Origin of the sequence: Caballeronia sordidicola (assembly GCF_002220365.1) — a bacterium.
GTDB lineage: Bacteria > Pseudomonadota > Gammaproteobacteria > Burkholderiales > Burkholderiaceae > Caballeronia > Caballeronia sordidicola_C.
In genome coordinates this window covers 21,783-35,930 of the sequence record NZ_MTHB01000041.1, presented here as the reverse complement: position 1 = coordinate 35,930, position 14,148 = coordinate 21,783, and the positions used below count along the sequence as shown (strand labels likewise).

General features: G+C 60.4%; 6 protein-coding genes. 3 read left to right on the top strand and 3 right to left on the bottom strand.

The window, feature by feature from the left end; all coding sequences use genetic code 11:
- Positions 1 to 55 precede the first annotated feature (55 nt).
- Positions 56 to 1,408 (bottom strand): sigma-54 dependent transcriptional regulator, encoded by a 1,353-nt coding sequence (locus BSU04_RS06425; protein WP_256982254.1) that lies wholly within the window; start codon positions 1,406 to 1,408, stop codon positions 56 to 58.
- Between the two features lie 802 nt (positions 1,409 to 2,210).
- Between BSU04_RS06425 and BSU04_RS06420 the strand changes: the two genes are divergently transcribed.
- The 3 genes from BSU04_RS06420 (at position 2,211) to BSU04_RS06410 (ending at position 4,556) form a co-directional block, all read left to right on the top strand.
- A complete protein-coding gene (locus BSU04_RS06420) occupies positions 2,211 to 2,633 on the top strand; it encodes a phasin family protein (RefSeq protein ID WP_089159815.1) in 423 nt (140 codons plus the stop codon).
- A gap of 284 nt (positions 2,634 to 2,917) precedes the next feature.
- The gene (locus BSU04_RS06415) at positions 2,918 to 3,469 is read left to right on the top strand and encodes a carboxymuconolactone decarboxylase family protein (protein WP_089159814.1); all 552 of its coding nucleotides are present in this window, start codon (positions 2,918 to 2,920) and stop codon (positions 3,467 to 3,469) included.
- A 235-nt stretch (positions 3,470 to 3,704) separates the two neighbouring features.
- Entirely contained in the window at positions 3,705 to 4,556 is an 852-nt protein-coding gene (locus tag BSU04_RS06410) for a helix-turn-helix domain-containing protein (RefSeq protein ID WP_089159813.1), read from the top strand.
- Between the two features lie 103 nt (positions 4,557 to 4,659).
- Here the strand turns inward: BSU04_RS06410 and BSU04_RS06405 are convergent, their stop codons facing one another.
- Positions 4,660 to 5,268 (bottom strand): hypothetical protein, encoded by a 609-nt coding sequence (locus BSU04_RS06405; protein ID WP_144021140.1) that lies wholly within the window; start codon positions 5,266 to 5,268, stop codon positions 4,660 to 4,662.
- 142 nt (positions 5,269 to 5,410) lie between these two features.
- A complete protein-coding gene (locus tag BSU04_RS06400; RefSeq protein WP_256982238.1) occupies positions 5,411 to 14,104 on the bottom strand; it encodes a GH36-type glycosyl hydrolase domain-containing protein in 8,694 nt (2,897 codons plus the stop codon).
- Positions 14,105 to 14,148 lie beyond the last annotated feature (44 nt).

Here is a 14,148-nt window from a genome sequence, read left to right as displayed (position 1 = left end):
CGCATAGGATTCTCCATCACTTACATTAGGGGTTCGTCGGCTTGATCAGGAAGCTTTACTCAGAGTCGCTGGGATCGGTCGAATCGTGCGCTTCATCAATGACCGCACGCGTGGGTATTCCCAGCTCCTGCATCAACCGGTGCAGATGTACACGCGAAATGCCAAGGCCGCGGGCGGCGTCGACAACCCGGCCCTTATGAACGAAGAGCGCGACCTCTATCGCCCTTCTGTCTGCCGACACCCGTGCTTCCCGAAGCGAGTCCGGCGCGAGCGAGACATGCTCCGCCAGTTCCAGGTCATGGGCAGTGATGACCTTGCCTTCGGACAAAATGATCGCGCGGCGGACACGATTGATCAGTTCCCGAACGTTCCCGGGCCAGCCGTAGTTATGCAACGCTGCAATCGCGTCCGGCGCGAAGCCATGTATCCTGCGAGCGCGTTCATCTTTAAACCGTTCAAGTGCGTGCGTTGCAAGCTCAGTGATGTCTTTTCCTCTCACGCGAAGAGGCGGCTCCCTGATCTGAAGCACGCACAGCCGGAAGAAAAGGTCGGCTCTGAACCTCCCCTCCTCCACGGCAGCTTGCATGTCCTGGTGCGTTGCCGTGATCACCCGTACGTCCACGTCGATGGACTCAAGGCCGCCCAAACGTTCGACCTTACGTTCCTGGACAAAGCGCAGCAACGCGGCCTGACTCTCATGCGGGAGATCGCCAATTTCGTCGAGGAACAGCGTTCCGCCATGCGCCTGTTCGACTCGCCCTATCTTGCGCTGCGTGGCACCTGTGAACGCTCCGCGTTCGTAGCCGAACAGTTCCGAATGCAGGAGATCCGGTGGAACGGCGCCGCAGTTCACCGCTACGAAAGGCATGTCGCGACGCGCCGATCGCGCGTGAATCATCTGCGCGGTCAACTCCTTGCCGGTTCCTGACTCGCCCGAAATGAACACGGTGGCATCAGTCGCGGCCACCTTTCGAATAGCCCGATGAAGTTCCAGCATGACATCGGATGAACCTAGCATGCTGCTGCTTAACGCATCCTTAAGTTCAGGCGGCTGCGCCTCTGAACGAAGAGCCTCCATACCAATGGCCTGCCCGACTATATTCACGATCCGCTCATGTGATGTCGGCAGCGTTACAAAATCGAAGCAATGGGTCGCGATAGCGTCTCGAACAGCCGACCACTTTCGCGTCTCTTGAGATACCAGGGCAACCCACGCAACCAGCACTGACCGTGAGAGTTGTTCGACCCTTGCGATCCGGCCCTCGTGAACGCCGTCTGTGAGATCGAGCAGGCCGGCCATGGGCGCATGCGCCAGCTTTGCCGCTGTGTTGGCGCCCATGGCTGGGACGACAAGCCAGGCTCGCTCACCAAGGCGCCTCAGAAGCGATTCGCTTGGCTTACCTCCAATCTATAGAAGCGTGCGATGAGCGCTGTCCATGTTGTAAGCAATTCTCTGGTAGATCCTGCTTCACTTCTTTAGTCTCGGCGGCGTCAACGCTCACCAATGCTTGACGGTCATTCATCACTTCAATCGGTTCGCGGGGGACAGGCGAGGCGAAATTGGTGGATGCAAAGAGCTAAAACAAGGTTGATGTTGACGCGCGGCGAGCCGGCAATAATCGGTTTCTCGGCGCAATCCTAGCGGCGCGAATTCACCACAGGTGAAACCAAAGGTTAAGTTGCGTTTCCGTCGATGAGAAAAGGTCGCCATATGTAACGGGAATGCGCAAGCGTTACATAAGCATTAGTCAGACCTTAGATGAGCCTTAGGCGCGCCTTACAGTTACGCCACGGGAGGCGGTGCGGCGGGTCCAGGCGGCGCAGGTCAATCGAGCGACTGGATTGACGAAATGTTTCCCGTTGGTCTAGCAGGGTTGAAAGACCGCAGGCATCCGTGTACCAGTCCTTCCCCGAATCAAACATAGCCTTCCCCACCGGCCGCGCGAATCCGTTCGACGTAGATGCGGGCGGCTTCCCGCTTGCGGTGCATGGACACCGCGAACCTTGAGATGGGCTAAGACTGCGGCGATAGCCTGCCGCATGCCCCTTTTTGACAGTCGGATAGCTGCGGCTGTGGTCCTGTGCGCGTTTTCCCTTGGATTCAGTAAAGATCGTTAGCCTGTACTATCGAAAGAGCGTTGGGCGCCACCCTCTACGCCTGAGGAGCGTCGGCGTTTCCGCGAACGTGAACATATCTTAGGGAGAGGCACATGACGAAGCCCGAGTACAGCGACCCGTTCAGTCAGTTTTCCGCGATGTTCCAGCAGTACAAACTTCCGGGATTCGACGTGCAGGCAATTCTGGATGCGCGCAGAAAAGACGTCGAAGCCCTGGCGGCCGCAAACCGCGTCGCATTCGGCGGCATGGAAGCGCTTCGAGATAAGCAGATCGAGATCCTGCGCCGGGCCCTCAATGATTTCCAGGGCATCGCGCAGCAATTTGCCACTTCTCCCGCCAAAGCTTCGTCCAATCCGACCGAAGTCGTCCAAAAGGCGTTGCACCAAGCGCTCGCCGACATGCAGGAAATCGCTCAGAAAACGCAGCAGGCGCAGACCGAAGCGTATGCGATCGTGACGAAGCGAATTGAAGAGGCTGCCAAGGAATTGAAGTCGTCGCTGGAACAACCTAAGTAGTAGCCAAGCGAGTAGCCGAGCCGAGCAATCCTGCATCGGACCTGACCGGGAGCGTGACCGCCGTTCCCGGTTCTCTTTACTCCCGCTTCATTCCCCTCCCTTGAAAAAACCCCGCGCCGCTTGCCCACCGCAGGCGGAGAGCAGTCTTTATTACATCCAAGGTAATTGAACGTATTCGTGCGATCGCTAAGATGGCAGTCATCTGCTTGCGGTATCAGCGTTGAAAAAAGCATCGCATGGAGATACGCACACAGTTTCGTTCAATCAATGGAAAGGAGTTAGGAATGCATAGCTTTACACTTCACACAATCGAATCGGCGCCGGAAAAATCCAAACCGACATTGCAAGCGCTGGAACAGAAGTTCGGCTTTTTACCAAATGTGATGGCAACCATGGCAGGGAACCCCGTTCTTCTCAACGGGTTTGCCGGCAGCTTTGGAAGTTTTCATGGCGGCAGCCTCGACGAATGCGAGAAGCAGGTTCTGCTGCTCACAAACGCGGTCACGCTCAAGTGCCCGTGGACCGTTGCGGCTCACTCCACGTTTGCCCTTGAGGACGGCATGAAGGCGTCCTACGTCAAGGCGATCCGCGAGGGAAGATTGCCGGACGACCCGAAGTATGCGGCGCTGTCCGGCATCACCAAAGCCCTGATCGAAAAGCGAGGAAATGTGGGTGAGCAAGAGTTCGAAAGGTTTACCTCTGCAGGATATTCGCAGCTTCAGATTTTCGAGGTAATCACCAGCATTGGTGTGTCCACCATGGCTGCCACTACGACAAACCTGGCGGGCACGCCTGTCGAGGAGCGCTTCAAGGCTCAGGCCTGGACGCCTGCCTGACGATAGGATGCGCCATGAAGCGGGACAATCGCGCATGACTCGGTTCGCGCTGAACCTGGTGCGCTTGCTCTAATCGCTGCGACCGCCGACCCAACTGGGCGGCGGCCGATCGACCTGCTGAGTTAAGCGTATTCTTATCCGGTGGATCAAGAGACCGCGAACGTTGGCGATGGATCTATGCCCCGCGCGGTCGATCATGCACAATCACCTGAACGCTGTTGCAACTGAGAGATCAATGAATTCCGCACGCCTCAACACCAAGCCGCCTGCCAACGAGCTCGGTTTGCTGCTGCGCCAATGGCGCGATATGCGCGGCAAGAGTCAGTTCGAGTTATCTCTTGATGCGGGCGTGTCGCAACGGCACATCAGCTTTATCGAAAGGGGGCGCAGCGTTCCGAGTCGTCAGATGTTAATGGATATTTCCCAAGCGCTGGACATTCCTCTTCGTGAACGCAATACTTTATTACTGGCGGCCGGCTATGCTCCCCTCTATCAGGAAAGCGCGTGGGACGCGCTCGAAATGCAGAGTGTAACCAGTGCGCTCGGGCGCATTTTGCGTCAGCATGAACCTTTTCCCGCAGTGGTAATGGACCGCTATTGGAATGTGCTCATGAGCAACGAATCTACTCCACGGTTCTTCAATTGTTTCATCAACATGTCTGCGCGCAAGGGGCCTCGCAACCTGCTGCATCTCATGTTCGACCCGGCAGGCATGCGCCCGTTTATTGCCAATTGGGAAGACGTCGCGAAAAGCCTGATCCAGCGCGTTTATCGTGAATCGGTCGGACGCGTTATTGACGAAAAAACCCGGGAATTACTCGCGGCGCTGCTCGCCTACCCCGACATCCCGACCGGCTGGAAGTCCCTGCGTGCACTGAGCGCCACGCCTGCTACGCGCGCCATGCCCGTCATACCCATCAGCTTCGTTAAAGATGACGAAGTGCTGAGCTATTTTTCCATGGTCACCACCGTCGGAACCCCGCAGACCATCGCAGCGCAGGAGCTGCGTATTGAATGCATGTTTCCGGCGGACGATGCGACAGAAACTCGCCATGTCGCCATGCTGGGCACGGTTCCGGCGGAGTGACGAAAGAATAGAATGGTGAGCTGAAAATGGCGGGAAAATCGCGGCTGGAGAGGGTGCAGCGCCGAATGGCGAGACGCGGGAAAGCGTCCCGCGATTGCCTTTTTTATTGCGGATAAACGCTCACCAGAAATTCGCCAAATGTATCGAACACAGGCCGGTTTTCGAGCACTACGTCAACCGTGGGCTGTTCAGCATTTTCTTCTTCGACGACCACAAAGCAGAACTCGGGCGCCGGCGACGAAAGTGCTGCGCGCGCCTCGGCCAGGCTCCTCTCCGCATCGAGAAGCAAGCTTGCCTCTTCCGCGGCTGTTGACCGCCCAGGCGAAGGCGGACCTTTACGAATCATATGCACGGTCAGCTTTGCCTCGTTGAGCAACGCAGGGGGTACCAAGTGGAACTCGCAAAGCGAGAGCGTTCCCCGTGTCTCCGCAATCTCCAGCAAAAATTGCATGCCCTCATAAGTCGCTGTATATCGTTTCGCCTCGCCTACCGCCGTGAACCCGCTTTTCGTAAAGTGGTTCTTGAATTCATTGACTGCCGTGTTTTTGGCCTGGACAACGGCTGCGTTCAAGCGCTCGGCAAATTGCCTTTGCAACGGCCCGACCTCAGCCTTCAATTTTGCGATTTCTTTAACGGTTCGAAGATCCATCATTTTTCTCTGTGGGTTGCCAGCCAGGCAGGGTATGCCGTTCTGGCGAAAGACCATTGGCACGAGGTGCGGTTCTACCCGTTGCGTCAGGCCGGAAGTTCGACGTATCAGATACGCAAAACAAACTCATTACGTAATGTACTCTTGATCTCAAGAGGCACAGCCTTGAGGCATTTGAGCGCCCAAGGCTCCCTTCGAGCGATCATCAGGCGAGAGTCAGCGAAACTGTACTCGCGACCCATGGCATCTCGATCTCGACGCTGTGCTCACGCCCATCGTCGATCAGATGTATCTCTGCGTTGGGTTGCGACACACCATCGAGAACGACGCGCTGCAAGCCATCGCCCGTGGACTGGTTGACTGAAATACGAAATAGCGTCTTGCCGAAGTAGTAGCTCAACTCAAACGACTCCCAGTTGGCCGGCAGCAGTGGCGCGACACTCATGCGGTCGCCCCTGACCTGCAGCCCAAGCAACGACTCGACCAGCAGCCGGTACATCCAGGCCGCCGAACCCGTGTACCAGCTCCACCCGCCCCTGCCTGCATGTGGGCTTACCCCATATACATCGGCTGTCATCACGTAAGGTTCGACCTTGTATTGCTCGATCGCCCGCCCATTCTTGCCGTGAAGGACAGGGTTGATCATCCGCAGCAATTCCCACGCGCGTTCACGATCGCCCAGCGCGGCGAACGCCATCGTCGCCCAGATTGCTGCGTGCGTGTATTGACCGCCATTTTCGCGCACGCCCGGGACGTACCCCTTGATATAACCGGGATCGAGGTCCGATCGATCGAAAGGAGGATCGAGGAGCTGGATCAGGCCAGCATCACGTTTGACGAGGTAGCGATCAAGTGAAGCCATCGCCTCCAACTGTCGTTCGTCTGAACCTGCGCCCGACAGCACCGACCAGCTTTGCGCGATCGAATCAATCCTGCATTCTTCATTGCTGGCGGATCCGAGCGGTGTGCCATCGTCGAAATACGCACGCCGATACCATTCGCCATCCCAGCCGTGCGCCTCCAGGTTGGTTCGCAGCGCGACCGCGTGTTCGTGGCAACGACTGGAGAAGACGGTATCGTCGTGAGCCTTTGCTGTTTCAGCGAATCTGAGCAGTACGTCGTAGAGGAAGAAGCCAAGCCACACGCTTTCACCACGTCCCTGCGCACCCACACGGTTCATGCCGTCATTCCAGTCGCCGCAGCCGATCAGCGGCAACCCATGCGCACCCTGCGTCAGACCGTGTTCGATCGCGCGCACGCAATGTTCGTAGAGTGTTTCGACCAGCGCCGAACGGCCCGGCAAGTCGTAATAAGAATCCTCGCCCGGATTGACCCGCCGCCCTTCGATGTAACCGACGCGTTCGTCAAGCACGCTCGTGTCGCCGGTAATGCTCACGTAGCGGCTGGTCGCCACGGCGAGCCACAGGTAGTCGTCGGAGCAATCGGTACGTACGCCGCGGCCAAGCGGCGGATGCCACCAGTGCTGCACGTCGCCCTCTGGAAACTGGTGCGCTGCGCACAGCAAGAGATGCTCGCGGGCAAGCTGCGGCGTGGCGTGGATCATCGCCATGGAATCCTGCAACTGATCCCTGAAGCCAAACGCGCCGCCGGACTGGTAATAACCGCTGCGTGCCCAGAACCGGCAGGCTATGACCTGATACATCAACCAGCCGTTGACCAGCACGTCGACAGCCGGCTCGCGCGTCCTGACCTGCACGCGGCCGAGCGTTGCCTGCCAGTGCTTGCGCACCGCATCGAGCGCGTTGGCCGCCGCAACCGCGCCGCGAAACTCTTTCGCAATACCGCGCACGGACACCGCGTCGTGCGCCGCGCCCATCCGGAAAACAATTTCACGACTGTCGCCATCGGCCAGGTCGAAGTCCGCCTTGAGCGCCGCACACGGGTCGAGTCCGGCACCTGCATGTCCTGACAGACGCGCCTGGCGCATGGCAGCGGGCGCGCGCAGGCTGCCATTGCGACCGATAAATTCGCGGCGATCGCAGGTGAAACTTGCCACTGTGTCGTCAACCGCGAAGAACGCGACGCGGCCACCGAACTCCATCGAATAGTCGTTGCGGGCGAACAGCGCCCCGCTAAGCGGATCGGCCTCGGTGACTATATGCATGGCGGATTTCTCGCGCAGATCTCCAAGCGTCCACTCGACGTAGCCGGTAGCTGAAAGCTGTCGCGCGCGTCCCGACACGTTGCGGATCTTGAGCACCGAAAATTTGACGGGTGCATGCAGCGCGACATACACCCACAGTTCGGAGCAGATGCCGTCTTCCTCATGCTCGAACACGCTGTAGCCGAAGCCGTGGCGGGTGGTGTACGTGCCGCTGCCGCGCCGGGGCAACGGCGTGGGCGACCAGTAATGTCCGCTCTCCTCGTCGCGCAGGTATATTGCTTCGCCGCTCGTGTCACCGACCGGATCGTTAGCCCACGGAGTCAGTCTGAACTCGTGTGCGTTCTCGCTCCATGTATAGGCCCCTCCGCTCTCCGAGACGACCGTGCCGAAGCCCGGGTTCGCGAGCACGTTGGCCCATGGCGCGGGGGTCGTGTGATGCGGCTCCAGCTTGATGACGTACTCGGTGCCGTCGACCGAAAATCCGCCGTACGGGTTCTGCAGAATCAACGCGTTCGCGCGCGGCCGTGCGTGCACCTCGGGCAACCGGTTGGGCACATAGGCGCTCACCGGCTCGAACGGAACGGTGATCGTATCCGGGCGCCTGCGCTCGACTTGCTCGGCCAGGCTGCCACGCGTGTCGGCGACAATAATGCGCGCCACCGCCTGCATCAGGTCACGGTCCTCTCGTGACAATTGCTGCGCCGGCCGAACGAAAATTCCGCCGGGCCGATCTATCAGGTTCGCTTCCGTGCCGGAGGCGATCAGGCCCATGATCAGGTCCTGCAGGTTCTGCCGGTAGCCGGCATGGTCCTCGTTCCAGATGACCAGATCGACAGCGAGCCCTTTCTGGCGCCAGTAGGCGTGCGCCTGCACCATCTGCCGGACCAGCTCGATGTTGGCCATGTCAGTGATCTGCAGCAGCACGATAGGCAAGTCACCGGAGATCGACTGGCCCCACAGGCCGGACTGATTGCGCCGGTTGGCGACCAGCACGCCAGCCTCGGCACGCAACGACGCGTTGGCGTAGATGATCGATGCCGCCATCTGCTCGTAGAGCCGCGCATCGGATACCGTGGCGTTCATCTGCCGCAACGACACCTGGCTATGGGTCCAGGCAAGGTCGAAGACACGGTCGGCGAGTTGCCGGTCGCGGTATTTGTTGATCAGGTGCAAGCAGCCGTCGCGGCTGTCGCTTATGCCGGTGACGAAATCGATCGTCGCCGACTGCCCCGGATTCAGGGTAATCCGGCAGCGAATTGAAACGATGGGGTCCAGCACCGACCCCGCGCTGTTCGAGAGCCGGCCCTGGGTATCGGAGCCGTCATCCATCGCGGCGGGATGAACCACGCTGCGCCCTCGTCCAATAAACCGCGCCCGGTCGGTCTCGTAGGAAATTGCATCGATATCCACACCGTGCGCCGCCAGCAGATGACACATCCACGGCACGGCTTCCTTGCTCGAACGGGCCCGTCGTGTGCACAGGATGGCTTGCAACGGTTCGAGCAGTTCAGTCTGCACGAACAGGTTGCTGAAGGCGCGATGCGCAGCGTCAGCCGACGCAGGCGCCAGCACTACCTCGCCATAGCTGGTCAGTTCAATCGTGCGCCGCACCCGTGCGCGATTCGTGATGCGCAGGCGCCGCAATTCGATATCGTCTTCCGGCGACACCACGATCTCCGTATGCGAGTCGAAGTCGCGTTCACGCACGCGGAACTCGGCGCGTGCATCGGAGAAAATGGCTTCGTAGAGATCGGGACGCTTGAGTGTCGGCTGATGTGCGCTCGACCAGAACTCGCCACTTGCCACATCGCGCAGGTAACAGAACATGCCCCAGTTGTCGGACGTGATGTCCTCGCGCCAGCGTGTCACCGATAGATCACCGCAAAGGCTGTAGCCGCCGCCGGCGCTGCTGACCATCACGTGATACCGGCCGTTCGACAGCAGTTGCACGGAAGGCCGCGGACGATCGGGGTCGGTGAAGATCCGTAGCTTGGTCTCCGCAATCAGCGCGGCCGCATCGACGGCAGGCAAGCCCGGCGTCGGCAGATATTCGGTTGCGGTCTTCGGAATCCGCTCTTGCAGCAGCAGGGTCGTGGCCTTGAACTGCGGGTCGGATTCGAAGCGGCGCTGCATCGGTTGCCCGAGCAGGCAACTCGCCATCGACAACAGGCTCATGCCCTGGTGATGCGCCATGTACGACTGGATCACCACGGAAGTCTGGCCGCGCGGCACGCGTGCCTGAGTGTGATCGATAGCTTCATACAGACCGTAGCGGCCCGCCGCTCCCGTTGTTGCCAGACGCTGCAAATTGCGGCAAGCGGCGTCCGGCGACACCATCAACGCAAGCGCAGTGGCGTAAGGCGCAATGACAACATCGTCACCGAGTCCGCGCTTTAGTCCAAGACCTGGAACGCCGAACGCGCGGTACTGGTAGTTCAACTGGGCGTCGAGCACGTTGTAGCCTGACTCGGACACGCCCCATGGCACGCCCAGTTGATGACCGTACTCGATCTGCCTCGCGACCGCCGCGCGGCAGGTCTGGTCGAGCAAGGTGCCCTCGTAGCTTGGCATGACCAGCATGGGCATCAGGTATTCGAACATTGAACCGGTCCACGAGAGCAGGACCGGAACGCCCCCCGTACTCGTGAGCAAACGACCCAGCGTGAACCAGCTTTCTTGCGGCAACTGGCCCTGCGCGATTGCCACGAAGTTGGTCAAGCGCGCCTCGGACGCGAGCAGGTCGTAGAAACCGGTGTCCAGACGCCGCTCGTCCACGTTGTAGCCAATACTCAACAACTCGCGGTTGATGTCGTAGAGGAACCTGAAATCCATCATCGCCATGTCGCCGGAGCGTTCTGCCAGCCGGTTGACTTGCGCGATGCGATCGATCGCTGCGTTGCGTACTTCAATGGCGCGTGACGCGGCCGACTCGGGCCACAGATTCACGTCGAGACGCGCAAGCTGCCGGAACGTCGGCAAACCCGGAGGTGCATCGACGGCTGGCGGCAGGTCGAAGCGTCCAAGCTCGTCGGCGATATCACGGCATTGCGCCGAAAGGGCGTGTGACCAGAAGAAAAGATCGCTGTCCGCGGGACCCTTGATCTCGTGCGCGAGCGTTGCGGCCAAGGCCGATACCTCGTGCATCGCCGCGACTGCCTCGGCTGAAGTGCGCGGCGGGCTTGTCAACGCTGCGTTCAATTGTGTCTCGAGCTGCGCAAATGTCTGGAGATCAAACTCTGCTGCGTGCGCCGCCGCGCGGTAAGCATCGAGGGTATCGGCAAGACCGGCGAACATGCGTGGACTGAACACCGGTTCGTCCGCCACCTCAAGCAATCCGCGGCTCAAGGTCATCAGATGGCCGGCGAGATTGCCGCTATCGACGGTCGATACATAACGAGGCGCAAGCGTCTGCAATGTGCCCGTGTCGTACCAGTTGAAGAAGTGATTGCGATAACGCTCGAGGCTATCCATGGTCGCGAGCGTCTCGCCAATGCGCGCGAGCATTCGCCCGGCGCTCAGATAACCAAAATCAAAAGCAGCCAGGTGCGCGAGCAGGCCCATGCCCATGTTGGTAGGAGACGTGCGGCGCGCCACGATCATTGCGCCCGTAGTGGGACCCTCCTGGATATTGTCAGGCGGCAGCCAGTGGTCTTGCGGTCCGACATAATCGTCGAAAAAGGCCCATGTCTTGCGGGCAAGTCCGCGCAGAAAACGCGTCTCGCCGGCAGCCAGGGCGCCCCGATTCTGGAGGGGAGGCTGACTGATCCACCAGGCAAGCAGCGGAGACAGGATCCACAGCAATGCGAACGGCGCGGCCACGACCAGCGTTGCGGGTGTCCTGATGAACGACAGGACCAGACCGGCGCCGAGCAGCGGACCGATCCACATCAGCCGGTACAGCGACTTCGGATCGTTGGTTGCGACCCGCTCCACTTCGCGGGAAGCGTTCCATTGCAGCAACTTGTGCTTGCTGAACCCAATGCGCCAGAGCGTGCGCACGATGGCGTCCAGGCTGTAGTGCGCCTCGTGAGGCAGCCATGCAAGAGCGAGCATGGTGCGCGCCAGATGACGGCCGGCCGATTGCGCGGTCAACGCCACGTGCCGGCGCAGCGGCATGTCGTGCGGCTTCTGGAGGAGCTCGATCAGGCTTGCGACCAGCGGCATGCTCAACGTCAACGCAATCACGCCGACGGTCCACGCGACGGGCTGCCATCCGCTTATCCAGCCCATCAACACCATGGCGAGACCAGCGACAGGCGCGGCGCTGCGGCGCAGGTTGTCGAACAGTTTCCAGCGCGACAACCAGGAAAGCGGATTGCGCGCCAGGCCACCATGTTCAGTCGGCGCCCACGGAAAGATCCATGGCAGCAGTTGCCAATCACCGCGGATCCATCGGTGCCGACGGTTGACGTCGGCGCTGTAGCGGGCCGGATACTCTTCGTACAGGTACACATCGCTCAGGAGGCCCGCTCGTGCGTAACAGCCTTCTATGAGGTCATGGCTCAGGATACGGTTGTCAGGAAAACGCCCCTCCACTGCTTGCTCGAATGCATCGAGTTCGTAGATGCCCTTGCCGATGAACGACCCTTCGTGGAACAGGTCCTGATAGACGTCCGAAGCGGCACGGGTGTAGGGATCAATGCCGGCGTCGCCGCCGAATAGCCGCGCATAGGCCGAGCGCGCCGTGCTCGGCAGACTGATCCCCACGCGCGGCTGAAGAATCGCATGGCCGGAGCTCACGCGCTGCTTGTGCGCGTCGTAGACTGCTGCATTCAGCGGATGCGCGATCGCGCCAATAAACTGGCTCGCTGCGTCGCGCGGGAGCTGGGTGTCGGTATCGAGCGTAATGACGTACCGCACGCGTGGCAACGCCGCAATGTCCCCCACGATCAACGAGAAGCGATCCCGTCCCGTGCCTGCCGTATCACGTAGCAGCGCATCGAGTTCAGCGATCTTGCCGCGCTTTCGCTCATGCCCCATCCAGATTTTTTCGATAGCGTTCCAGCGTCGTGGGCGATGAAACAGGAAGAAACGGTCGCCCTGGGTGTCCGGATATTTTTCATTCAAGGCTTCAATGCTCAGCCGCGCGCGCACCATCAGTCCGGCGTCTTCCTCGCGACTCTCGGAGGCCGAATCCATGAAGTCGGTCAGCAGGCTGAAGTGCAGATGCGGATCGCGATTCGCAAGGAAGCGCACTTCAAGCCCCTCGGCCAGATCTTCGACGTCTTGCGCGTTGCCGATCAGCGACGGAATCACGACGAGCGTGCGCATCTGCGCCGGGAGTCCCTTGCTGAAGTCGAGGCGTGGCAGCCAGTCGGGCTGCACCGTCAACGTGACGAACCAGTTGACGAAATCGATCGCAACGCGGCTGGTCATCAGCAGCACCGGTACTGCGAGCACGGTCAGCGACCCGCCCTGCCATCCATGGTGACGCGCGGCATCCAGGAAGGGCCATGCGAACAGGAACGTGATCAGCGCCGCGAGTGCGAGATAGATGGGCAACGGCGCACGGCGCAAGATACGCCGCCACGCTTCGAGCGCATTCACCTTCGCTTCGACATGCCGTTCAAGCCCGCCGACCCCATCGCGCAAGAGGTAGAACCCGACGTGATGTTCAACACCGCGGCCCGTGTCCGATTCAACGGCGCCCTTGGCGAGGTCGATCGCGGCGCGCGCCACCGCCTCTTCCGGGCGCCGGCTCGCGCGCGCAAGGCGTTCAACGCTGTGCCGGTAACGGTCGCGCGTGGCGAAATCCATCGCCCGGTAGATATTGGCGGGATCTTCGCTCAGGATCTGTTCCACGATGCTCGTGCTTTCGACGAAATCGCGCCAGTCGGTAGCCGATAGCAAGCGCAGGCTGCTGATGCTGTTGCTGATCGACACCTGGTCCGCTGCCTGCTGCTGCGCCTCCAGTTGCACCATCCGGTCGATACTCAGGCCCGACTCCGACAACAATTGTTCGATCCACGTCAGCGGCAGGGCCAGCGTTGCGCTCTGGCCCTGCAGGCGTCGAGCCAGCTCGGCCACGAAGGAACTGGCCATCGGCGGGTTCGAGCGCGCCATGTCGGCAACCGTCAGCACCACGCTTTTCGGATCGTGCCCAGCCGTCTCGGTCATCCGGTCGGCCCAATACCCGGCGAGGTTGCGATCGTCGAGATCGGTCGTCACGCGGCTTGCCACACGCCGCAGATTCTCGATCAAGGCGAGCCGCAACATGATGGGAATCGCCCACAGTTCGCCCAGCGTGAGGGGCGTAACCGTCTGATACGCAGTGATGAAGCGAGTCAGGCTTTCGACATTGACGCGACCGTCGCCGTGCGAGATTGTCTCCAGCGCAATGCCATACACGCGCGGCAATTCGTGGGACGGACCATCAGCGAGACGCGGTAACTCGCGGCTATAACCCTTCGGAAGATGGTGCCGCGCAATACGAATCTGCTCGGCGATCAGGTAGTAATTGTCGAGCAGCCACTCTGCGGCGGGTGTGACGCGGTAGCTGTTGAGCGTGGCCTTCGTGAGGCGTTCGTACGCACTCAGCAGTGTCGCTTCATTATTCGTGAGCCGTGGCAGCAGATGATCCAGCCCTGCACCCGTACTTAACCGATGCTGCCCCGCAAGCCGCACCCCGTGCTGTTCCATCTGGTCCGCGCTGAACAACTCGGCACGCAGCGCGGGCTCTTGAGGCAAGCGGCGAGATGCGGTCTTCCAGCGGGCGAACGCCCCTGTAAGCGAATCCAGTTTGAGCGGTAAATACGAACGGGAAAAGGCCATCATTGTCCAAAATTGCAGACTGGCGAACTGTCGGCATGGTGCGCGAA